At 68.6% G+C, this 19,519-nt stretch carries 19 protein-coding genes; 5 read left to right on the top strand and 14 right to left on the bottom strand.

Annotated elements, in window-relative coordinates; genetic code table 11:
- Positions 1-127: 127 nt before the first annotated feature.
- The 10 genes from QSK25_RS04340 to QSK25_RS04295 form a co-directional block, all read right to left on the bottom strand.
- Positions 128-778: a GntR family transcriptional regulator gene (locus QSK25_RS04340; protein WP_285633184.1), complete on the bottom strand. Its 651-nt coding sequence runs from the start codon at positions 776-778 to the stop codon at positions 128-130.
- 22 nt (positions 779-800) lie between these two features.
- Positions 801-2,147, bottom strand: a complete 1,347-nt coding sequence (locus tag QSK25_RS04335; RefSeq protein WP_285633180.1) for an ABC transporter substrate-binding protein — start codon at positions 2,145-2,147, stop codon at positions 801-803.
- Complete coding sequence (locus QSK25_RS04330; RefSeq protein WP_285633177.1) at positions 2,144-3,049, bottom strand: acetylxylan esterase; 906 nt, start codon at positions 3,047-3,049, stop codon at positions 2,144-2,146. Before QSK25_RS04330 ends, QSK25_RS04335 begins: the two co-directional genes overlap by 4 nt.
- Positions 3,043-5,199, bottom strand: coding sequence for a glycosyl hydrolase family 95 catalytic domain-containing protein (locus tag QSK25_RS04325; RefSeq protein ID WP_285633174.1), 2,157 nt, complete (start codon positions 5,197-5,199; stop codon positions 3,043-3,045). The genes QSK25_RS04330 and QSK25_RS04325 overlap by 7 nt, the downstream gene beginning before the upstream one ends.
- Entirely contained in the window at positions 5,196-6,077 is an 882-nt protein-coding gene (locus QSK25_RS04320; RefSeq protein ID WP_285633171.1) for a carbohydrate ABC transporter permease, read from the bottom strand. Before QSK25_RS04320 ends, QSK25_RS04325 begins: the two co-directional genes overlap by 4 nt.
- A gap of 9 nt (positions 6,078-6,086) precedes the next feature.
- On the bottom strand, positions 6,087-7,049 hold the full coding sequence (locus QSK25_RS04315) for a carbohydrate ABC transporter permease (protein WP_285633160.1): 963 nt from the start codon (positions 7,047-7,049) through the stop codon (positions 6,087-6,089).
- 16 nt (positions 7,050-7,065) lie between these two features.
- Positions 7,066-9,021 carry an alpha-galactosidase D gene (locus QSK25_RS04310; RefSeq protein WP_285633156.1) on the bottom strand — a complete coding sequence of 652 codons (1,956 nt, stop codon included), beginning with the start codon at positions 9,019-9,021 and terminating at the stop codon, positions 7,066-7,068.
- 30 nt (positions 9,022-9,051) lie between these two features.
- Complete coding sequence (locus QSK25_RS04305) at positions 9,052-10,140, bottom strand: mandelate racemase/muconate lactonizing enzyme family protein (RefSeq protein WP_285633153.1); 1,089 nt, start codon at positions 10,138-10,140, stop codon at positions 9,052-9,054.
- 232 nt (positions 10,141-10,372) lie between these two features.
- Positions 10,373-10,828 (bottom strand): SRPBCC family protein, encoded by a 456-nt coding sequence (locus QSK25_RS04300; protein ID WP_285633150.1) that lies wholly within the window; start codon positions 10,826-10,828, stop codon positions 10,373-10,375.
- Between the two features lie 34 nt (positions 10,829-10,862).
- The gene (locus QSK25_RS04295) at positions 10,863-11,792 is read right to left on the bottom strand and encodes a D-2-hydroxyacid dehydrogenase family protein (protein ID WP_285633147.1); all 930 of its coding nucleotides are present in this window, start codon (positions 11,790-11,792) and stop codon (positions 10,863-10,865) included.
- 25 nt (positions 11,793-11,817) lie between these two features.
- On the opposite strand from QSK25_RS04295, the gene QSK25_RS04290 reads away from it, so the two are divergent.
- Complete coding sequence (locus tag QSK25_RS04290) at positions 11,818-12,270, top strand: DUF3291 domain-containing protein (protein WP_285633144.1); 453 nt, start codon at positions 11,818-11,820, stop codon at positions 12,268-12,270.
- Here QSK25_RS04290 and QSK25_RS04285 read toward each other — a convergent pair.
- A complete protein-coding gene (locus QSK25_RS04285; protein ID WP_285633142.1) occupies positions 12,260-13,390 on the bottom strand; it encodes a lipase family protein in 1,131 nt (376 codons plus the stop codon). The two genes, QSK25_RS04290 and QSK25_RS04285, sit on opposite strands and share 11 nt — an antisense overlap.
- A gap of 150 nt (positions 13,391-13,540) precedes the next feature.
- On the opposite strand from QSK25_RS04285, the gene QSK25_RS04280 reads away from it, so the two are divergent.
- Positions 13,541-13,786, top strand: a complete 246-nt coding sequence (locus QSK25_RS04280; RefSeq protein WP_285633140.1) for a hypothetical protein — start codon at positions 13,541-13,543, stop codon at positions 13,784-13,786.
- A gap of 1 nt (position 13,787) precedes the next feature.
- Here the strand turns inward: QSK25_RS04280 and QSK25_RS04275 are convergent, their stop codons facing one another.
- From QSK25_RS04275 to QSK25_RS04265, 3 genes are all read right to left on the bottom strand, one after another.
- Positions 13,788-15,194, bottom strand: coding sequence for an FAD-binding oxidoreductase (locus tag QSK25_RS04275; RefSeq protein WP_285633138.1), 1,407 nt, complete (start codon positions 15,192-15,194; stop codon positions 13,788-13,790).
- 166 nt (positions 15,195-15,360) lie between these two features.
- Complete coding sequence (locus tag QSK25_RS04270) at positions 15,361-16,458, bottom strand: calcium:cation antiporter (protein WP_285633136.1); 1,098 nt, start codon at positions 16,456-16,458, stop codon at positions 15,361-15,363.
- Positions 16,459-16,591: 133 nt separating this feature from the next.
- Positions 16,592-16,984, bottom strand: coding sequence for an SSI family serine proteinase inhibitor (locus QSK25_RS04265; RefSeq protein ID WP_285633134.1), 393 nt, complete (start codon positions 16,982-16,984; stop codon positions 16,592-16,594).
- 244 nt (positions 16,985-17,228) lie between these two features.
- On the opposite strand from QSK25_RS04265, the gene QSK25_RS04260 reads away from it, so the two are divergent.
- The 3 genes from QSK25_RS04260 to QSK25_RS04250 all read left to right on the top strand — a co-directional run bounded on the left by QSK25_RS04260 (position 17,229) and on the right by QSK25_RS04250 (position 19,309).
- The gene (locus tag QSK25_RS04260; RefSeq protein ID WP_285633132.1) at positions 17,229-17,816 is read left to right on the top strand and encodes a D-alanyl-D-alanine carboxypeptidase family protein; all 588 of its coding nucleotides are present in this window, start codon (positions 17,229-17,231) and stop codon (positions 17,814-17,816) included.
- An 89-nt stretch (positions 17,817-17,905) separates the two neighbouring features.
- A complete protein-coding gene (locus QSK25_RS04255) occupies positions 17,906-18,529 on the top strand; it encodes a TetR/AcrR family transcriptional regulator (protein WP_285633131.1) in 624 nt (207 codons plus the stop codon).
- 285 nt (positions 18,530-18,814) lie between these two features.
- Positions 18,815-19,309: a COG4315 family predicted lipoprotein gene (locus QSK25_RS04250; RefSeq protein ID WP_285633129.1), complete on the top strand. Its 495-nt coding sequence runs from the start codon at positions 18,815-18,817 to the stop codon at positions 19,307-19,309.
- Positions 19,310-19,519 lie beyond the last annotated feature (210 nt).

Raw genomic sequence — 19,519 nt, 5'->3', positions numbered from 1 at the left:
TGGTTGGGCAGACCTCGGGCGGGACGGGTCGTTTCATCGCCGCTGCGCGACGATGGGGATCGGGGTTGTGTTCGTGCTGGCACGTCACCGATAGCGGCTGGACGGTTCAGCCAGGAATGCGGCCTGGCTACATCCGGTCCAGCAGGCGTGCGCGGGCGATCTCGAGGTGCGCGGTCATCGCTGCGCTCGCTGCCTCCGGGTCCCCGGCGATCAGCGCGTCCACGATCGCCCTGTGCTCGGTGATCGTCTGCACCCCGAACGGCTGCTGGAAGTTCAGCCGGAACAGGTGCAGGTGGCAGTGCGTCTTGATGAACGATTGGAGGACGGCGTCGTTGCCCGCGATCCGCAGGATCAGCTCGTGCAGCCGTTGGTCGTGGGCGGTGAGGTTCTTGTAGTCGTCGTAAGCGTTGTCCGCGGGGGCCGCCGGGCAGGTGGCGAGTTCGTCCTCGATCTGCTGGGCGGACTCCGGGGTCATGTTGAGCGCCGCGAGTGCGGCCGACGGGGGTTCCAGCAACAGGCGGAGGGCGTAGAGGTCGGCCACCTGTTTGCGGTTCAGCAGGTCCGTCACGCTGTAGCCGCGCAACGGGAGCCTGCTGACCAGTTCTTCGGATTCGAGGCGTGCCAGGGCTTCTCGGACCGGTGTCGGGGAGACGTCGAGCCGGCGGGCGAGTTCGTCTATGTTCACGCGGGCGCCCGGGGCCATGCCGTCGCTCATGATCAGGGCGCGGATCTGTTCGTAGACGTCATCCGCTAGTACGCGCCTGGTCGGTATCCGCAACACCACTCCTGAGACTCCCGTCCTAGTTCTTGGCCAGTATCTCCTGCGAGACGCGTTCCATCTCGGCGAACACGTCGTCGGAGCGCTGGCCTGCGAAGTACGCCTCGAAGAGCGGCTGCTCGGCGGACTGGACCGCGCTGCCGTTGGCGTAGGCGGTGGACGGGTGGAGGACGTCGTCCTTCACGTACTGGTTGAAGACGGTGAGATCGACGCCCTGGGTCTTCATCGAGGTCACCGTGTTGTCCATGGCGGCCGGGATCGAGGGGAAGAAGGTGCCGGTGGCGCCCGCCTTGCTCTGGCACTCCTCGCTGCCCATGAAGCTGACCCACTTCCAGGTCAGGTCCGGGTTCTTGGTGCCCGCCCAGATGTTGTTGCCGTTGGAGTTGGAGAGGACGGAACGCTTGCCGTCAGGACCCAGCACCGTGGGAGCGATGCCGACCTTGACGCCCGGGATCTTGCCGAACGAAGGAGCGGACCACGAGCCGCCCATGGTCATGGCGACCTTGCCGGAGCCGATCAGGTCGACGTCGGAGATGGTGGACTGGTTGCCGGTGGTGAAGGTGCCGAGCTTCGGGGAGAAGCCGCGGTCGGTGAGGGAGAGGACCCACTTCATGGTCTTGGTGAAGCGGGGGTCGGTGTAGTTGAACTTCGTCGGCCACTGGTCCTTGTCGCCCAGGCGCCAGCCGAGCGTGTTGACGAACGGGGCCCAGCTCGTTTCGCCGATGAAGCTGCGGCCCGCCATGGCGCCGATGCCGTAGGTGGCGATCTGGGTCTTGTCGAAGCCCGGTTCGTCGCCGTGCTTGCCGAACTTGTCGACGGTCAGGCGGGCCACGACCTTGTCGAACGTGCCGCCGTCGTCGGGGTTCCAGGTGAGCTTCTGGACGTCGGCCTCCGGGACGCCGGCCTTGGCGAGCATGTCGGCGTTGTAGTAGAGGGCGGAGGCGGCCCAGTCGAGCGGGAGCGCGTACTGCTTGCCGTCGGTGAACTTCCAGGTGTCGACGCCGACCGAGTACTTCTTCAGGTCCACTGAGGACTTCGTGATGAGGTCGTCGAGCGGCATCAGCTGGTGCTGCGAGGCGTAGGCCTGCAGGAACTGGACGGAGTTCTGGAACGCGTCCGGGGCGGTGCCGGCGACGAAGCCCGCGGTGAGCTTGGTGAAGTAGTCGTCGACGTTGTAGCGGGTGATCTTCACGTCCGTGCCGGGGTTGGCCGTCTCGAACGCCTTCTCGCACTCGCCGTAGGCGACGGCCTGCTTGTCGTCCCACGTCCACCAGTTCACGGTGTTGCCGGCGGAACCCGAGTCGGAACTCCCGCAGCCCGCGACCACCAGGGCTGTTGCTGCGACGAGGGCAGCGGCGGCGATTTTCATGGCTTCTCCAAGAGACGGGAACGGAACGCGTCGAGTGCGATGTCGAGGTCGTCGGAGCCGCCCGCCTCGTGGGCGCTGTGCTCCCAGACGGCGATCTCCTTCGGTCCGGCGTAGGCGTGGTAGGCGCCGAACACGGTGGACGGCGGCACGATGTCGTCCATCAGGCCGATCGAGAACCACGCCGGGGCCGTGGCCCTGGCGGCGAACCCCAGTCCGTCGAAGTAGGACAGTGCGGGGAAGACGTCGGAACGCCGGTTCTCGGCGATGTAGGTGGTCAGTTCGGTGTAGGGCGGGCGGCCGCAGACGTTCAGCGCCCGCCGGAAGTCGCAGAGGAACGGCGCCTGCGTGTGCACGGCCTTGAGGTCCGGTACCAGACCCGCTGCGGCCAGTGCGATCCCGCCGCCCTGGCTGTTGCCGAGCACGGCCACGTCCGAGGACCCCAGCAGGCGCACGGCGTCGATCGCACGGACGGCGTCGGTGAAGACGCGGCGGTAGAAGTAGGTGGAACGGTCGGTGATGCCGCGGGTCATGAAGCCGGCACCACCGCGTTGGTCGCGCACCTGGACCTGAAGGTGGGCGAACCCGGCACTCGCCCAGGTCAGGTTCTCGACCGCGCTGCCCCGGTTGCCGCCGTAGCCGTGGTACTGGACCACGGCGGGGAAGCCGGTGGCGCCTTTCGGCGTGCGCAGCCAGGCGTGGACCCGGTCGCCGCCGAAGCCCGCGAACGACACGTCGTAGACGTCGAGGGTGCGCAGCGGGGTGTTCACCGGCACCGCTTCGACGGCCAGGTCCAGCGAACGCGCTTCGGCGAGCGTGGAGTCCCAGAACTCGTCGAAGTCGTCCGGGCGGACGTAGCTGCTGCGGTACTCCCACAGCGCGTCCAGGGTCAGGTCTGTCAGCAAGAGGTCCTCCCGCGCACTTCCACGACATCGCTCACGACGACTTCGGTGATCTCGCCGCCGATGCGCACCGGCACGAACTCCCCGGCGTCACCGGACACCCGGCGCAACCGCACCGTCACGTCACCGCCGGCCCAGGTCACGTCGATCGACAGGCCGCCCCGGCAGCGCAGGCCGCGCGCCGAGCCGGTCGACCAGCCGGACGGCAGCGCGGGCAGCACGTCGATCACGCCGGTGTGGCTCTGCACCACCACCTCGGCGAGCGCGGCGGTGAAGCCGTAGTTGCCGTCGATCTGGAACGGCGGGTGCGTGCTGAACAGGTTCGGCAGCAGGCCGCCCCACTCGGACCCGTCGACCGGCGCGTCCCGGTGGCGGTCGCCGGTGAACGGCTGCGCGGCCTCCAGCAGCAGCGACCGCACGGTGTCGCCGTCGCCGAGACGAGCCCTGAGCGCCATCTTCCAGGCCCACGACCAGCCCATCGCGCCGTTGCCCCGCCGTTGCAGCACCTCGAAGGCGGCATCGCCGAGCTGGGTGCCGGCGACGATCTGGCCGAGCGGGTACACGGACACCAGGTGCGACATGTGCCGGTGGGTGGGGTCTTCCTCCACGAAGTCGCCGACCCACTCCCCCAGCCGTCCGTCGAAGACCGGGACGGGCCGCAGGCGCGGGAGTGCGGCCGAGATCTCCGCCAGCAGCGGATCGGTGCGGCCCGAGGCGAGGGCCAGCGCCAGCGTGCGTTCGAACACGGCGCGGATGAGCACCACGTCCATCGTCGCGGACCACGTGAGCGCCTGCGGCTCGCCGTCGACGAGGAACCAGTTCTCCGGCGACGTCGACGGGCACGTGTCGAGGTGGCCGTCGGGGCCTTCGACCAGCCAGTCGAGGCAGAACTCCGCGCAGCCGCGCAGCAGCGGCCAGGCACGTTCCAATGTGGACCAGGTGCGGGCGAAGTCGTAGTGGTCCCAGGCGTGCTGGACCAGCCAGGCACCGCCCATCTGCCAGATCGCCCACGACGGCGCGCCGTGGCCCATGCCGACCGGCAGCGCCCACGCGTGCGCGTCGGTGTTGTGGTGCGCCACCCAGCCCCGCGCACCGTAGAGCCGTGAGGCCACGTCCGCGCCGGTCACCGCGAGCTTCTCCAGCAGCTCCAGCAACGGGTCGTGGCACTCGGCGAGGCCGGTGACCTCGGCCGCCCAGTAGTTCATCTGGGTGTTGATGTTGATCGTGTAGTTGGACGACCAGGCGGGGCGCAGGTCGGCGTTCCACAGGCCCTGGAGGTTCGCGGGCGGCGCGCCCGGCCGGGACGACGAGACCAGCAGGTACCGGCCGTACGCGAACAGCACGGAGGCGATGAGCTGCTCGTCCTTGCCGCTCACCAACTCCGGCACGTCGACGACCTCGGGCAGGTCGCCGAACCGCACCTCGCACGCGTCCATCAACGTCATGTGGTTGCCGTGCCGCTGACCCCGCCACGACGACTCGGTGGTGGTGGAGCTGGTGAGCGTGAGCAGCCAGCGCTCACCCTCGGTGATCCGCACGGTCACCGTGCCGCGCTCGCCGTCGCCGTAGACGGGCGCGTCGACCTGGGGTTCGTGCCGCGGGGCGGAGTCGACCGGGATCTCGACCACCAGGTCCAGGCCGTCCCGCGACACCTCCCGCAACGGCGTCGAGATGTCCACCTCGGATGGCACAGCACCGGTGATCTCCACGCACAGCGCCGTTTCCGACGCCCACACGCGCCGGGTGACCTCCGCACCGTCGATGGTGAGCCGCTCGGTCACCACCCCGGTCGCGAGGTCGAGGGTGCGCCCGTGCGACTCGCCCTCGGGCAGGGTGATCCACAGGTCTGCGTACGGCAGGAACGTCTGGCTGTACGGTCCCTCGAACGACATCAGCAACGACGTCGCCCGCTCCAGGTCACCGTCGAAGATCGCCTCCCGCACCTGCGCGAGCCGTTCCGGGCCGGCACCGGAAGCCAGCACGTCCGCCAGCGCGTCAGCAGGTCCGGCCGCCGTCCCCGACCAGACGGTCGCGTCGTTGACCTGCAGGCGGGACCGGCCGGCCCCGCCGAAGACCATCGCGCCGAGACGGCCGTTGCCCACGGGCAGCGCCTCGGTCCACTCCCCTGCCGCGGCAGGCCAGTGCAGTCTCACTTGATCCCCGTGAAGCCGATGGAGTTGACCAGCCGCCGCCCGAACACCACGAACAGCAGCAGCATCGGCAGCGCCGCGACCAGCGTCGCCGCCATCAGGCCCGCCCAGTCCAGCGACGCCTGCGGCGAGGACTGCTTGAACACCGCGAGCGCGAGGGTGAGCGGACGGACCGACTCGTCGTTGGTGACGAGCAACGGCCAGAAGTAGTCGTTCCAGGTGGTGATGAACTGCAACAACGTCAAGGTCGCCATCGGCGCGATGCTCATCGGCAGCACGATCCGGAAGCACACCCGCAACGGCCCGGCGCCGTCGATGATCGCGGCCTCCTCGACCTCGTGCGAGAGCCCGAGCATGAACTGCCGCAGGAAGAAGATGTTGAACGCGGAGAACAGCGCGGCCGGCAGGATCATGCCGCCGAACGTGTTGAGCAGCCCGAGGTCCTTCATCAGCACGAAGTTCGGCAGCAGCGTGAACACCGACGGCACCATCAACGCGGTGAGCAGCAGCCCGAAGACGAAGTCCCGGCCCTTCCACCGCAACCGGGCGAAGGCGTAGGCGGCCAGCGCCGACAACCCGACCGTGAGGATCGTCAGGATCCCGGCGTACACAACGGAGTTCCAGAGCGCGAGCGCCAGGTCGATCGACGCGCCCGACCCGCCTTCCGCCGCTGCTTCCGCCGGAGTCGCGAGGCCGAGGGCACGCTTGAACGGACCCCACGTGAAGTGCACCGGCAGCAACGACGACGGGTCGGTCGACATCGCGAAGTTGTTGGACAGCGCGGTGCGCAGCATCCAGTAGAACGGGAAGATCGTGATCAGCAGCACGACGACCAGGTAGCCCCAGGCGACGCCCCTGCCGAGTTTCATCGAGAGGTTCACCGAGCCTCCTCAGGCGGTGTCGGACTCGCCGGCACGGGCCATCCGCATCTGCGTGAAGGTAACCGTGACGAGCAGCAGGAACAACGCGAGCGACATCGTTGCGGCGTAACCGAAGTCGAACTGGCCGAACGCCTTGTCGTAGATGTACATCTGCAGCACCAGCGACGCGTCCGCCGGACCGCCCTTGGTGCTGACCTGGACGATGTCGAAGACCTGGGTCGAGCTGATCACGTTGAGGATCACGACCATCACCAGGATGGGCCGCAGCAGCGGCAACGTGAGCGAGCGGAACATCTGCCACTCCGACGCGCCGTCGATCCGCCCGGCCTCGTAGATCGACGCAGGGATCGTCTGCAGGCCCGCGAAGATGAGGACCGCGTTGTAGCCCATGGTCTTCCACACGTTCAGCGCGGCCAGCGTGGGCACCGCCCAGTCGTCGGACGAGAAGAACATGATCGGCTCACCGGTGATCCACGTGATCAGCTGGTTCACGATGCCGAGCTGCGGGTCGAGCATCCACGTCCACACCAGCGCCGTGACGACGCCGGAGATGAGGAACGGCAGGATCATCAGCCCGCGGACCGTCGTGTTGACCCCCAGGCGGTGCAACACGACGGCGGTGAGCAGCGAGACCCCGATGCCCAGCACCACCGACAGCACCACGAAGTAGACGGTGACGCCCAGCGAGTGCCAGAACCGCGTGTCGTTGACGAGCTCGGTGACGTTGTCGAGGCCCGTCCACACGGGTGGGCTGAGGATGTGGAACTCGGTGAAGCTGAGGTAGACGCCCCGCAGCATCGGGTAGGCGAAGAACACGCCGAACCCGACGAGGGCGGGGGCGACGAGGAGCCACGCGACCCACGTGTCGTTGCGGCGCGAGGCGGGGCCCCTGCGCCTGCGCGGGGGCGGAGACGCCGTGGTGGCGGGGCCACGCACGACCTGGGCGCTGGAGTCCTGCACGGTTGTCACCACGACGCCTCCTGGTCTTCTAGACGCGCATGCTGTCGACGTCGAACACGGAGTCGTCCGGGTTCCCGATGCGGATGGTGTTGTTGCCCTTCAACAGGTAGATGGGCACGGTCACCTTCTGCGGGGTGTTCCAGTCGTCGTCGTTCGACCCGGCGACGGGCAGCTTGAAGCTGGTGCCGTTGACCGTGACCACGCCGGTCCTGCTGGCGTCGGCCGAGATGTAGGCGAGCTCGACGAGGTACGTGCCCTCCCGGGGCGCCACGACCGTCGGCATGGTGATGGTGCCGCTGCCGCCGATGTACCCGACCTTGCTGCCGCCCGAGCACGCGCAGCCGTAGACGGTCGCGCCGCCGCCGGGGCTGCCCTTCTCCGCCTCGTACGTCACGCTCTCCTGCGGCGTCACGAAGCTGACGGGCTTGGAGCGCGCGCCGTTCTGCACGACGGTGAACTCGTAGGCGGTCGCCGGGGTCAGGCCCGTGACGGTGGCCTTGGTGTCCGTGGTGGTGGCGACCTTCTTGTTGCCCGCGTAGACGTCGTACCGGACGCCCGTCTTCCCGTACCACTTCAGGGAGACGCTGTTCGGCGTGGCCGCGGTGCCCTGCACGACGCCCGGCGCGACCGAGGTGCGCGGGGTGATCGTGAACAGTTTCGAGCCGTGCACCGGCAGTTCCTCGGTGAGGGAGCCGGACTTCTGGCCGACGTCCTTCTTCGCCCACACGTCGCGGACCTTGGCGTTGCCGGTGATGCCGAGCTTCGCGAAGTCGGCGGTGACGGAGGCCGGGCGCGAGCCCAGGTTGAACAGCGCCACGGTGTAGCTGCCGTCGCGGTTGCGGGCGTACCAGACCTGCTGGTCGGAGAACTGGTCGACCGGACGGGCCGGGATGCCCGCCTGGTTGATCCTGATGACCTCGTCGTTGGTCAGCAGCCGGTAGCCGTAGTCGTCGATCTTCGTCAGGTCGTCGCCGATGTAGAGCGGCGAGGACGAGATCGACCACAACGTCATGTAGCTCTGGCGTTCCGCCTCGGTCAGGCCGTCCATCTGGCCGTTGCCGACGGCGAGGCTGTCGAGGTTGTTCCAGTGGCCGGGGCCCGCGTCGTCGATCCACTGCACGACGTCGTTCCAGCGCTGCTTCACCGACTGGTTCCAGGTGACGAGCGTGTCGCAGTAGCACTCGACGTCGGTGTCGACGCGCCAGCCGTTGGTGTTGGCCCTCCACACGTCGGCGTAGCGGTGGCTCAGCGCCCACGAGATGAGGAACTCGATCGGCCGCCCGGTGCTCTTGAGCGCCGAGTTCCACGCCTTCACATCGGTGGTGTTGTCGTAGCGCTCACCACCGCGGAAACTGCCGGGGCCGACGCCGTCGAGCTTGAGGAAGTCGACGCCCCAGCCCGCGAGGGTCTGCGCGAGCGAGTCGATGTACTTCTGCGAGCACGGGTTCGCGAAGTCCATCTTGTAGGAGGAGTCCCACCCGTTGGTCTTGCGCAGGTCGGGGTAGACGACGTCCTTGGTGGTGCAGCCGGGCGCGTTGAAGATCGGCGTCTTGCCGTCGTTGTACGCCTTGGGGTCCAGGCCGACCGCCAGGTAGGAGCCGAACTTCAGGCCCTTGCCGTGGATGTATTCGCCGAGCCACTTGAAGCCGCGCGGGAACTTCTTCGGGTCCACCACGGGCCTGCCGTAGGAGTCGAACGACCCGAGCCAGCCCGCGTCGACGTTCACGTGGTCGTAGCCGGCCTTCTTGAACCGCGCGGCCAGCACGTCCGCCTGCGCCAGCACGTTCTTCTCATTGAGCCAGCTCGCCGGGCCGTCCGGGTTGACACCGGGGTAGTTGGTCGCCTGCAACGTCCAGCTGCTCCACCCCATGTAGGGCTTCTCCGCCTTCGCGGCGGTCTGCTGTGCTGCGGGTGCTTGGGCTTGGGCCGCCGGGACCGCGATCAGCGACGCGAGCAGGCCGGCAACGACACCTAACGCTCTCAAGACCACTCCTTTGTGATTTCCCGTGGTGTTTCAGGCGACTCGAAGGTCGTCCATCGCGTCGCGGTCCCAATCGATGCCGAGACCCGGTGAGTCAGGGGCGAGCGCCTGTCCGTTGTGGACGGTCAGCTCGCTCTTCGTGATCGCGCGCAGCTGCGGGATGTGCTCGACGAACCTGCCGCCGGGTACCGCCGCCGCGAGGCTGACGTGCAGCTCCATCAGGAAGTGCGGGCAGACGTCCGCGTTGAACGCCTCCGCGAGGTGCGCGACCTTCAGGAACGGCGTGATGCCGCCGATCCGGGCAGCGTCGACCTGGATCACCGAGGCCGCACCCCGTTCGAGGTACTCGCGGAACTGCGCCACCGAGTACAGCGACTCCCCCACCGCGATCGGGATCGGCGTGGTCCGCGCCAGCCTGGCGTGCCCGCTGACGTCGTCCGCCGGCAGCGGCTCCTCCAGCCACGTGAGGTTGACGTTCTTGAACGCGTCGGCCCGCCGGATCGCCTCCGCGCCGGTCATGGACTGGTTGGCGTCCACCATGATCGCGAACCGCTCGCCGACCGCCGCCCGCACGGCTTCGAGGCGTTCGACGTCCTCGGTCAGGTCCGGCTTGCCGACCTTCATCTTGATGCCCTGCCAGCCCTGGGCGGCCGTCTCCTTGGCGCCCGCGACGAGCTCCTCGGTGCTCAGGTGCAGCCAGCCGCCCTCGGTGTCGTACAGCGGCACGTCCTGCCTGAACCCGCCAGCCATGCGCCACAACGGTTCCTGCGCCCGCAGGCACTTCAGGTCCCACAACGCGGTGTCCACGGCCGCGAGCGCGAGCGAGGTGATCGCGCCGACCGTCGTCGACCGCGTGCAGGCGAACAGGTCGTGCCACACGTGCTCGATCCGTCGCGCGTCGACGCCTTCGAGGCGCGGCAGCAGGTGGTCCTTCAGGAGAGCGAGGACGGAGCTGCCGCCCGTACCGATCGTGTAGGCGTACCCGAGGCCGGTGAGCCCGTCGTCCGTCGTGACCTCGACGAACACGGTCTCCTGCTTGATGAACTGCTGGACCGCGTCGGTGCGCAGGGTCTCGACGGGGACGTCGACCTGGAACGCCTCAGCACGCACGATCTTCGCCACGCCAACTCCTCGGATCTCTGATCCTATAGGATATTTGACGGCGATTGAACAAGGGCGTTACGAGCGTGTCAACGGTCGTTTGGCCACCGTCCCACGCCGATGACAGCGTTTTCAACGGGTCACCGCGACCGGATCCCGTTCCGGTCCTCCGATGTCTGCAGCTCAAGGTCACACAACACCCCTGAGCAGGCTTGTGGCGGTGTGTTTAAAAGTGAGTGGTTCTGTCTGGTTGTCAGACGGACTCGGCGGCGCTCTTCAGCCGCTTCAGGGTCGCCTCGATGTTGCGCTGGTTCGTCACCGCGCGGTTGCGGACCCCGGTCGCCAGCTGCGTGATCGGCACGTACCAGCCGGGCCTGCGGTCCCACGTCGACTCGGTGACGCGGCAGCCGCCGGCCGTCTCCTCGATGTCGTACTGCCAGCGCGACACCGCGAGACCCAGCGACCTCACCTCGAACGCGAACCGCGTCTGCGAGCACTCGGTGACCGTCGAGGTCGTCGGCCACACCCGCCAGCCGCGCCTGTTGACGCCGCGGAACCGTGCCCCGACGCGCGGGCCGACCGAGTTCAGCCACTTGCCCCCGGAGTACTCCTCGGCGTACCGGCCGAGCTCACGAAGGGAGCTGACCAGCTCGAACACGCGCTGCGGCGAGGCAGCCACGTCGATGTGCGCGGAGGCGTCCGGGGTCATGCGCCAGAACTTACTACCGGTAGGTAACTCGCCGCTAGAGTTGCCGGACCGGTTCACCCGCGATGTAGGCGTGGACGTTCTCCACGGCCTCGGTGAAGTAGGTGCGGTAGTTGGTCTCGGTGACGTAGCCGAGGTGCGGGGTGGCGAGGACGTTGGGCAGCGAGCGCAGCTCGTCGGTCAGCGGGAGCGGCTCCACCTCGAAGACGTCGAGGCCCGCCCCGGCGATCCGGTTCGAGCGCAACACGTCGAGCAGGGCTTCACCGTCCACGATGGCCGCCCTGGAGGTGTTGACCAGGAACGACGTGGGTTTCAGGCACGCCAGCGCGGCCGCGTCCACGAGGCCGCGGGTACGGTCGCTCAGCACGACGTGGATGGACGCGAAGTCGCTCTGCGTCAGGAGGTCGTGCAGGTCTTTGGCGAGCCGGACGCCCTCGGGTTCGACGCGGTCGGCCGTCAGGTTCTGGCTCCACGCCACCACGTCCATGCCGAACGCCTTGCCGACGCGGGCGACGGCCCGGCCGATGTGGCCGAAGCCGAGCAGGCCGAGGGTGCGGCCACTCAGATCAGCTCCGACTGTGCTCTGCCACGGGCCACCGGCGTGGAAGGCGGCGTTCTCGACGGTGATGTGGCGGGCGAGGCCGAGGAGCAACGCCCAGGTCAGTTCGGCCGGTGGGGTCTTGGCGCTGCCGGTGCCGCAGACCGTGACGCCGTGTTCCCTGGCCGCGTCCAGGTCGATCGCGGCGTTGCGCATGCCGCTGGTGATCAGCAGCTCGAGTTTGGGGAGACGGGCGAACAACGCCGCGTCGAAGGGCGTCCGTTCGCGCATGATCACAACGCACTCGGCGTCGGCGAGAGCGTCGGCCGGGTCGTCGAGGTGCTCGCGCAGCACCGTCACGTCGAGGCCTGACCAGTCGGCGTTGGCGAGCGCCACGCCCTGGTAGTCGTCGAGCACCACACACCGCATGGCCTGATCATGTCAGAGTGGGCGCATGGGAGCCTTCCACCTGGCACAGGCCAACATCTCGACCGGGCGGTGGGCGTTCGACCACTGGCGGATGCGCGGGTTCGCGAGCCGGGTCGACGCGATCAACGACCTCGCGGTGAAGGCTCCCGGGTTCGTGTGGCGGCCGACGTCCGAGCGGATGATGAACGACCTGCTGCGGCTGGGACGCGATCCGATGCGTGAGGCCTACAACCTGAGCGTGTGGGAGTCGGTCGAGTCGTTGTGGGCGTTCACGTTCGGCGGCGTCCACCTCGAGGCGGTGAAGCGCAGCGAGCAGTGGTTCGAGCCGGAGAGCGCGTTCGACGTGCTGTGGTGGGTCCCCGCCGGGCACCGGCCGACGACGGAGGAAGGCCTCGCGAAGCTGGATCTCGTTCGCGCACAAGGTCCGACGCCGGAGGGGTTCACCTTCCGGCGCCGGTTCCCGTGTCCTAGCAGTTAGGGCGGGTCTGCCGGCCGGCGAAGCGGTCACCGAGCCAGTTCATGGCGTTGGTGCCCCACGCGCTGACGGCGGTGACGTGGCCGAGCAGCGGCAGCGGCGTCCACTGCACGTCGGCGCCGAGCGAGCACCACTGCGAGCGCAGCTTCTGCCCGACGCCGAACGGGATGAGCTCGTCCAGCGTGCCGTGGTAGAGGTAGACGGGCGCGGCGGGCCTGACCGAGCCGAGCGTGTTCTCCTTCAACCTCTTCTGCCACAACGGGTCCTGGATGACGTCCGGCGTGGTGGTCAGCGCGTTCAGCCGCGTGAACGGTGCCACCAGAGCGATCTCGGCGACGCAGGCCGCGCGGATGCGGTCGATCACCTGCCGGCCGCGCGCGTTCAAAACGTTCGACAGCGGCAGTTCCGGGTAGGCGGCGGCGTAGCCGGCGGCCGCGGCGAACACGAGGCCCGACCCGGCGTTGCCGTCGTTGAACTTCGCGACGGCGTTCAGGTCCGCCGGCACTCCCCCGGCCGCGACGCCGACGACGTTCACCTCCGGCGCGTAGGACTTCCACTGCTCGGCGGCGGCCGAAGCGGCCTGCCCACCCTGCGAGTAGCCGAAAACACCGACCGGTGCGTCCGCGGACAAGCCGGGAACGCTGCCCGCCGCGCGTGCCACGTCGAGCAGTGCACGTCCCTCCGAACGGGACACCGCGTACGTGTGATCACCAGGCGTGCCAAGCCCTTCGTAGTCGGTGACGGCGACCGCCCAGCCCTGGAACATGGCCTGCGCGAGGAACGCGATCTCGACCTCGGTGCCGCCCTGCAACTGCCGCGACGGCGCGCACTGGTCGCCCATGCCCTGCGTGCCCATCGCGTACGCCACGATCGGGCGTGGCCCGTTGTTCCACGGCAGCGGTGACACCAGCACCATGCCGGACACGACCGTGCTGCCGCCCGTCGCGGTCGTGGAGCGGTACCGGATGTCGTAGGCCTTCACCGGCGCCGGGAGCAACCTGAGCGGTTCCGGGTGCCACGCCACCTCCCTGCTGCTGACCAGTTCCCCCGGCGCGGCGGCGGAAGCAGGCGTGACCAGGGTGAACAACAGCAGGACGGCGGAGAGCACGGCTCGGAGCTGCATCGGTGGACCCCTTTGTGGTAACCGGCGTTACCGCAATGTAGGGCTGAACGCAGCAGTGGAGCAATAGGCCTTTCGGCTTGATGGATTCACGACCGGGTGGCGCGCGAAATTCGCGTGCCGGGCCCGGTCGCGCGAACTACCGTCCGCTGCATGCCGGAGAAACCACGGGTGTCCCTCGACCGCTCCGGCGGTCTGCACCTCGACGACGTGCTCGTGCACGACGTCTCCCTCGTCCACGCCGAGATGATGACCAAGCGTCGACTCTGGATGAGCTGCTACCTCGAAGGCACCGGTGTCGAGAACGACCGGGTCACCTTCATGATCACCGCAAGCGGCAACCGGCTCGTCTTCGAGGTCGAGGAACGCCCTCGGGGGAACGTCTCGGTCGAGGGGTGACTCACGCGATCCCCTGGGCGAACGCGAACACCCGGTCCGGGTCGTACTTCCGCGCCACCTCGCGCAACCGCGTCAACGACGAGCCGTAGTACGCCTGGGCCCAGTCCGGCATCTGCGGGTCGAGGTAGTTCACGTACCCGGTGGCGCCGAACATCGTCCCGAGCTCGTCGCGCGCGACGCCCATGTCCCGCCGCGCGTTCGTCTCGCCCGCGGCCAGCGTGCACTCGACCTGGATGCTCGCCACCGCCGCGCGGTGCGGGAACGCCGTGGCGGGCCCACGTCCGACCGCACCGCCCAAGGCGTCGATCATGTTGTACGAGTGGGGCGTGTTCTTGAAGATGTCGGCGAGCTTCTGCGGGTCGGCGATCGGCTTCGTCAGCATCCGCGACGTCGCCACGTAACTCCCGCGCGACTGCGAGCCGCCGCCCCCGTTCCAGCTGGGTTTGCACGAGCCGTCGTTCACCCGGCACCACGCGAACCGTTCCATCGCGGCCAGGAAGCCCTGCTCGGTCTCGCGTCGCGAAGTGGGCTGCGATCCGACCCGCCGCACGAGGTCGTCCAGCAGCGGCTTGAGGTTCGCGGGCGTGCCGACGAAACAGCCGCCGACCTCGACGTACGGGTTCGCGCCGCTGCCGACGCCGACCGTCGACGTCAGCGCGTCCGGCGCCTTGCCCTGCCAGTCCGGCCACACGCTGAGCAACGACGGCAGCGCGGCCGACGGGAACTGGAGCGTGAAGGTCGTGAGGTTGCGCGCGGGTTCGGTGCGGAACACGAACGACGTCACGATGCCGAAGTTGCCACCGCCACCGCCGCGCAACGCCCAGAACAGGTCGGCGTTCTCGGCGGCCGACACCGTGCGGAGAACCCCGTCGGGCGTCACGATCCGCGCGCTGACCAGCCGGTCGCTGGTGAGTCCGAACGCCCGCGCGGTCACCCCGATGCCGCCGCCCAAGGTCAGCCCCGAGATGCCGACGGTCGCGCAGGTTCCGGCCGGCATCATCCGCCCGGCGTTCGCCAGCGCGAGGTAGAGGTCCATCAGCAACACGCCCGCGCCGACCTCGGCGGTCCCGTCCGCGCGGACGTCGATCCTGTTGAGCCCGCGCACGTCCACGACCAGCGCGCCGTCCGCCGTGGAGTACCCCGGATAGCTGTGCCCGCCGCACCGCGCGGTGATGCGGGTCCGGTCGGTCCGCGCGATCTCGATGCACCGCTGGACGTCGGCGGGTGAGACGACACGGGCGATCGCGCTCGGGCGTTGGGCGTCGTAGTGCGTGAAGTACCCGAGCTTGGCGTCTCTGTAGGCGGCGTCGCCGGGCCTGATCAGCTGGACGTCCATTGTGGACTTGCCGGCCAACGCCGACACGGCTCCGAGCGCGACCGACTGCAGAAGTGCCCTGCGACGCAACATCCCACGAACGTAGGAGTCGGGCAAACCAGGGCACAACGGATCAAGCGACCGGGACGGATCCCGGCATGGCGTGGTGGCTCGAAATTCGCCGGGCCAGTTCGCGGTCAGACGGGTGCATCGTGGCCTGCTGAGCGTGAACTGGCCCGCCTGATTTCGAGTCGCCACGCTACGGGTTCACAGCCAGGAACAGGAACGCCGCCAGCAGGACCAGGTGCACGCCACCCTGCAGCCGTGTCGCGCGACCAGGCACGACCGTGAGCACGCTGACCAGGACGGTGAGCAGCAGCAGGATCATCTGCGTCGACCCGAGGCCCAGCGTCAGCGGCCCGTCCAGCCAGATCGTGGCCAGCGCGATCGTCGGGATCGTGAGGCCGATGGACGCGATCGCCGAGCCGTAGCCGAGGTTGATGCTGGTCTGGATGCGGTCGCGCAACGCGGCCCGCGCGGCGGCGATGGTCTCCGGCAGCAGCACCAGCAACGCGATCACGACGCCGACGAACGACTGGGGGAACCCGGCCGCGCGCACACCCGCCTCGATCGCGGGTGACTCGATCTTGGCCAGGCCGACCACCGCGACCAGGGCGATGAGCAGGAACGCGAGCGAGATCAGCGCGGCCTTGCCGGTCGGCGCGTCGGCGTGCTCGTCCGCCTCGATCACGCCGTCCTCGTCGACGGGCAGGAAGAAGTCGCGGTGCCGGACGGTCTGGGTGAACACGAACATCGCGTACAGGCCCAGCGAGGCGAGCGCCGCGAAGGCGAGCTGGGCGCCGGAGAACTCCGGGCCGGGCGTCGAGGTGGTGAACGTCGGGAGCACCAGGGTCAGCGTGGCGAGCGTGATCACGGTGGCGAGCGCGCCGCCGCTGCCTTCCGCGTTGAACAGGATCGTGTGGTGCTTCAACGCGCCGAGCAGCAGCGAGATGCCGATGATGCCGTTCGTGGTGATCATGACGGCGGCGAACACCGTGTCGCGCGCCAGCGAGGAGGCCTCGGGGCCGCCGGACACCATCAGGGTGACGATCAGGGCCACCTCGATGATCGTCACCGCTACCGCGAGGACGAGGGAGCCGAAGGGTTCGCCGACCCGCAGCGCGACCACCTCCGCGTGGTGCACGGCGGCGAGGACCGTCGCGGCGAGGACCACGGCGACGAGCGCGACGAGCACGCCCCCGAGGTCACGTCCCCAGAAGACGGCGAGCAGGACCATGCCGAGCACGGGGGTGATGGTCGTCCAGTGGAGCAGCGGGAAGCGCGGGGCGGCGGCCATGATCACACCTTCGCATACCGGACTGGCCTCCCGCCATTCGGCGCAGCGGTGATTTCGCCCGCAAGAAAATGTGGTGCGGAGCGCCCCTGCCGCGCCCCGCACCACATTTCTTTTTTGGTGCCGTGTCCGATCGTCAGAAATCGAAGAGGGCACCCGTGTGCGCCAGCATGACGCACGAGTTCGGGTAGGTGTGCACCTCGTGCACGGGCTGACCGCGCCAGAAGCCGAACATCGTGACCTCGACCGGTGCGTAGTGGAACGTGCACGCACGGTCGTCGGCCTGCATGGCCGCCAGCTGCGTGCCGACGGAGGACAGCGTCGCGCAGGCGAGGGCCCTGCGCGGGTGCTGGTCACCTCGTTCGCAGGTCAGCACGGTCGCCTTGAAGGCGTTGTCGTCGAACTCGGAGTACTGGGCGGTCAACACCAGGGCGGTGTTCCCGCGGGGAGCGGGCGCGGCCTGCGCGGTGCCGGCGAAGGCGAAAAGCGACACGAGCAGAGCAACGAACGCACAAATGCGGCCGGACATGAAAGCGGTCCTCCTGAGACCTCACAAAAACGGGCCGGTTCTCGGCCGCCGCAGATGTTGCCACCCGGAATCGCCACCGCGAAAGGGGCCAGGAAACGTTCACCGATCACATTCACGGACTCCTCCGAAAGCGTGGTTGGGCCGAACGGATGTGTCGCGCGACACGTTCGCGGAGACGGAGCCGCCGACGGACTGTTACGGGTTGCTGACAGACCACCGCATCAAAGGACGTATTATCCGATTCATGTCCAAGACCTCCAGACGCGTCGTGTTCGGCGTGCTGCTGATCGTCACACTCGTGGTTTCCACCGGCGGCGCGCTGGGTTACCTGGGCAGATTGACGCTCGTGTTCGACCGCCATCCGGGAAAGCCACTCGCGATCATCGAAGAAGTGCCCGGACCGCCGGACGGACCGAAGTGCGCGATCGACGCGCGGTACTTCGACGAGAAGCCGGAGGGCCTGCGTCCCGAGGTGCTGCAGGCGTGGTCGAAGCTCCGCCAGAAGGCCTCTGAGCAGGGCGTCACCCTGTGCCTGAACGACGGCAAGCGCAGCCGCGGGCAGCAGCGGGCCGAGTTCGACGAGGCGGTGGAGAAGTTCGGCACCGAAGAATTGGCGTCGAAGTACGTGCTGAACCCGCCGGACCGGTCGATGCACGTGATCGGATTCGCCGTCGACATTCAACCGATCGAATCCGCACAATGGGTCGAGAAAAACGGCAACACCCTGGGCTGGTGCCGCCGTTACGAAAACGAGCAGTGGCATTTCGAGTACAACGCCGACTACCCCGAGGCCGGTTGTCCGGCCCTCATCCCCAGTGCGACGGGCAGCTGACCCCTCGCGCACAGGTCTAGACGCTTGACGTGCGACCGGGGTTGCCCGGACGTAATCTGACAAGCCCAGTTACCAGATTGGAGCGCCCGGTGGCCCGTGCCTACGGCGGAATCTCACCCGAGCAGCGCAGGGCGGAGCGCCGGGCGAGGCTGCTGCGGGCGGGCCTCCAGCTGTTCACCAGCACCGGGTTCGCGGCGACGAAGATCTCCGGCCTGTGCACCGAGGCGGGCGTCTCCACGCGCAACTTCTACGAGGAGTTCGCCTCCAAGGAAGAGCTGCTGCGCGAGCTGCACGACCTGATCAACGCCACGGCGTTCGCCGAGGTCCGCGCGGCGATGACCGAACTGGCGACCGAGGACGTCGACACCCGGATCACGACGCTGCTGGAGGTGTTCGTCCGCAGCGTCACAGCCGATCCGCGCGCGCCACGCCTCAGCTACGTCGAAGCCGTGGGCGTGAACACGGAGATCGAACGGCAGCACGTGCGCTGGGTGAACACCTGGGCGGAGTTCATCGAGGCGGAGGCGCTCCGGGCGGCGGCCACGGGCGTCGCACCCCAGCGCTCGTACCGGCTCACGGCGATCGCGCTCGTCGGCGCCATCACGGGCCTGCTGCGCGAGTGGCAGGCGCACGAGCCCCCGCTCGCGATCGACGACATCGCCGCCGAGATCCGCGCACTGATGCTGGCGGCGATCACCAGGCCGGACGCCTAGCGCCGCAGCACCGGTGTGCCGAATCCGACATGCGCCGACCCAGTCAGTCGGCGTGTCGCGCCTCGCCACGCCGTTCCCGAAAGTCACGCGGGGACCTTTCGTTCTCTCCAGCGACACGCGGGGTCCCTGCGTTCCCTCCAGCGGCACGCGGGGCGGCCATCGGGGGCGCGGACACGATCTACGGCCCTGGGCGGCGGCAACCGCGGCGGTGGCGCTCCCATGGACGTCAACGACGCCTACAAGCCGCGCTGAACCACCCGGGCGCTTTCGTCCGTAATCCCCTGTGTGAGCCGATTCGCCGTTGTCGCGCTGCTCGTGTGCCTGGGTGCCTGCTCCGCACCGGCGGAGGAGACGACCTCGCTGGACGCACCGGAGGCCGCTGCCGGTCCGGTCGCGGGGTCCTCCCGGGTTCTTCCGAACGACATCGCGACACTGCAGGTCGAGGAGTCGCCCGCGGTCGGCGCCGTTGTCGCCGACCGCGAGCACTACACGCTCTACTTCACCGTCCAGGACGGACCGTCCAAGTCGACGTGTCTCGAACCCGAGTGCACCCTCGTGTGGCCGCCGCTGCTCGCGGCGGGCGGCAAGTTCGAGGCGCCCGCCCTCGACGCGCAGCTCCTCGGCACGATGAAGCGCCCGGACGGCACGGAGCAGGTGACCATCGCGGGCAAGCCGGTCTACCGGTACGTGGACGACGAGCAGGCGGGCGACACGACGGGTCACGGCGTGGACGACAAGTGGTTCGCGATCTCACCGACTGGGACGAAAGCGACCAAATAGCGGGCCGAAATTTCGGCGTCCCGCGCGACAGCGCGCAGTGACGCCGAGGCCACACACTGGAACCGGCGACCCCGAAGGGTCGCCGGTTTGTCGCGTTCGGGTTACTCAACCGATTCGTTTGTACCGGAAATCCTGAAACCGGTTCCGCGCGGAACCGGTTTCAGGTATCTACTGTGAGAGCGCTCCCATAGACGCTGCCGCCGCACGAGC

The sequence above is a fragment of the Lentzea sp. NBRC 102530 genome (assembly GCF_030269365.1).
In the GTDB taxonomy this organism is placed as follows: Bacteria; Actinomycetota; Actinomycetes; order Mycobacteriales; family Pseudonocardiaceae; genus Lentzea.
The sequence above is the reverse complement of the archived record's forward strand: the minus strand, read 5'-3'. Positions and strand labels throughout refer to the sequence as shown.

Bases quoted from the DNA above. Each gene is read 5' to 3' on its own strand.
- QSK25_RS04285 (WP_285633142.1), bottom strand. From the start codon at position 13,390: ATGCAGCTCCGAGCCGTGCTCTCCGCCGTCCTGCTGTTGTTCACCCTG.
- QSK25_RS04280 (WP_285633140.1), top strand. From the start codon at position 13,541: ATGCCGGAGAAACCACGGGTGTCCCTCGACCGCTCCGGCGGTCTGCAC.
- QSK25_RS04265 (WP_285633134.1), bottom strand. From the start codon at position 16,984: ATGTCCGGCCGCATTTGTGCGTTCGTTGCTCTGCTCGTGTCGCTTTTC.
- QSK25_RS04335 (WP_285633180.1), bottom strand. From the start codon at position 2,147: ATGAAAATCGCCGCCGCTGCCCTCGTCGCAGCAACAGCCCTGGTGGTC.
- QSK25_RS04260 (WP_285633132.1), top strand. From the start codon at position 17,229: ATGTCCAAGACCTCCAGACGCGTCGTGTTCGGCGTGCTGCTGATCGTC.
- QSK25_RS04300 (WP_285633150.1), bottom strand. From the start codon at position 10,828: ATGACCCCGGACGCCTCCGCGCACATCGACGTGGCTGCCTCGCCGCAG.
- QSK25_RS04270 (WP_285633136.1), bottom strand. From the start codon at position 16,458: ATGGCCGCCGCCCCGCGCTTCCCGCTGCTCCACTGGACGACCATCACC.
- QSK25_RS04295 (WP_285633147.1), bottom strand. From the start codon at position 11,792: ATGCGGTGTGTGGTGCTCGACGACTACCAGGGCGTGGCGCTCGCCAAC.
- QSK25_RS04275 (WP_285633138.1), bottom strand. From the start codon at position 15,194: ATGTTGCGTCGCAGGGCACTTCTGCAGTCGGTCGCGCTCGGAGCCGTG.
- QSK25_RS04290 (WP_285633144.1), top strand. From the start codon at position 11,818: ATGGGAGCCTTCCACCTGGCACAGGCCAACATCTCGACCGGGCGGTGG.